Source organism: Ectothiorhodospira shaposhnikovii, from assembly GCF_022227765.1.
Taxonomy (GTDB): domain Bacteria; phylum Pseudomonadota; class Gammaproteobacteria; order Ectothiorhodospirales; family Ectothiorhodospiraceae; genus Ectothiorhodospira.
Map to the genome: position 1 here is coordinate 1 of NZ_JAJMLZ010000025.1, position 1,574 is coordinate 1,574.

Annotated in this window: 2 protein-coding genes; both read left to right on the top strand. The window is 60.4% G+C overall.

The genetic code is table 11. The annotated features are described in order from the left end of the window. Nucleotides 1-397, top strand: a 397-nt coding sequence (gene tnpA, locus LQD11_RS15400; RefSeq protein ID WP_238618343.1) for an IS200/IS605 family transposase, incomplete at its 5' end; no start/stop codon positions are given. A gap of 3 nt (nt 398-400) precedes the next feature. Next, a complete protein-coding gene (locus LQD11_RS15405) occupies nt 401-1,543 on the top strand; it encodes an RNA-guided endonuclease InsQ/TnpB family protein (protein WP_238618344.1) in 1,143 nt (380 codons plus the stop codon). The last annotated feature ends 31 nt before the right edge of the window (nt 1,544-1,574 follow it).

Below are 1,574 nucleotides of genomic sequence, written 5' to 3' on the forward strand. Positions count from 1 at the left end.
GAAACGTAATTGTGTCTATCAAACGGCGTACCATGTGATCTGGTGCCCGAAGTATCGGCGCGACGTACTGATTGGAGCGGTGGCGGAGGAAACAGGGGCGATGCTGGATGCGATTTGCGCGGAACGGAGTTGGCCGGTGATTTCCAAGGAGATTCAGCCGGATCACATCCACCTGTTCGTCAGCATCCCGCCTGCCATTGCCGTGGCCGATGCCGTCAAGGTGCTCAAGGGCGTCACGGCTCGCCGTCTGTTCCAGCAGTTCCCGGCGCTGAAGAAACGGCTGTGGGGCGGACACCTGTGGTCGCCGTCGTACTACGTCGGCACGGCGGGAAACGTCAGTGCCGAAACCATCCGTCGCTACATCGAGCGTTCCGAGCATGTCACCAAGAGGCGATAAGCGATGATGCGCACGGCGTCGATCCGGCTGGAGGTGAGCGCGGAGCAGGCCAGAGCGCTTGCTGCGTTGCGAACAGCCTACGCGGATGCGTGCAACCGTCTGGTTCCCATCGTGCGTGAGTATCGTCTGTGGAACCGGGTTGGGCTGCACCAGCGAACGTACAGCAACCTGCGGGAGGCCACGCCGCTGGGCAGCCAGATGTGCTGCAACGTCATCTTCTCGGTGTGCAAGGCCTACAAGGCGCAAAAGGAACTCGGGCGCATCAGGAAAGATGAGCCGATCCCGGAAATCCGCTTCGACCGCCCCAGCGTGCACTTCGACAAACGCACCTACACCCTCAAGAACGATGCTGTCACGCTCTACACGCTTGATGGCCGTATCAAGGTCGCAATGCGTCCCGGCGAACATCAGCGCCGCATCCTTAAATCCGGCCAGCCGAAGGAGGCGGAGCTGGTATTGCGCAAAGGGCAGTGGTTTTTCAACCTTGTCGTCGAGTCCTGCGACGCGGAACCTGTGGCATCCGGCCCTGTGATGGGTGTGGATGTCGGAGAAAACAACCTCGCCGCCCATAGCTTGGGCAAGGTCTTCGGCGGCGAGCCACTGCGCGATAAGCGCGACCGTTACCTTGCCCTGCGCCGCTGCCTCCAGTCCAACGGCAGTCAGAGCGCCAAACAAAAGCTCCGGCAGGTCTCCGGCAAGGAGGCGCGGCGTGTGAAGCACATCAATCACGAAACGAGCAAGGCCATCGTCCAGACAGCCATCCAGGCTGGTGTCGCCAAGATCACGATGGAAGACCTGACGCATATTCGCTCCCGCATCAAGGCGGGCAAGCGCATGCGTGGCCGCCTGCACCGCTGGGCATGGCGGCAGCTTCAGAGCTTCGTCGAATACAAGGCGAAAGCGGCGGGTATTGCGGTCGAATACGTGAACCCGGCCTATACCAGCCAGACCTGCTCCGACTGCGGAAGCATCGGCAAGCGCAGCAAACATCGTTTCGTGTGCGAACACTGTGGTCTCCGGGCGCACAGCGACTTGAATGCGAGTCGAAATCTTGCCCGGATCGGCAGCGGTGCCCCGCTGTCGAGGGCGGCTGTAAATACGCCTGATGTTGGAAATGGGATCAACCATGCTCTCGTTTCACAATAAAGCCTTCGACTTCAGTCGAGGGTTATTTACT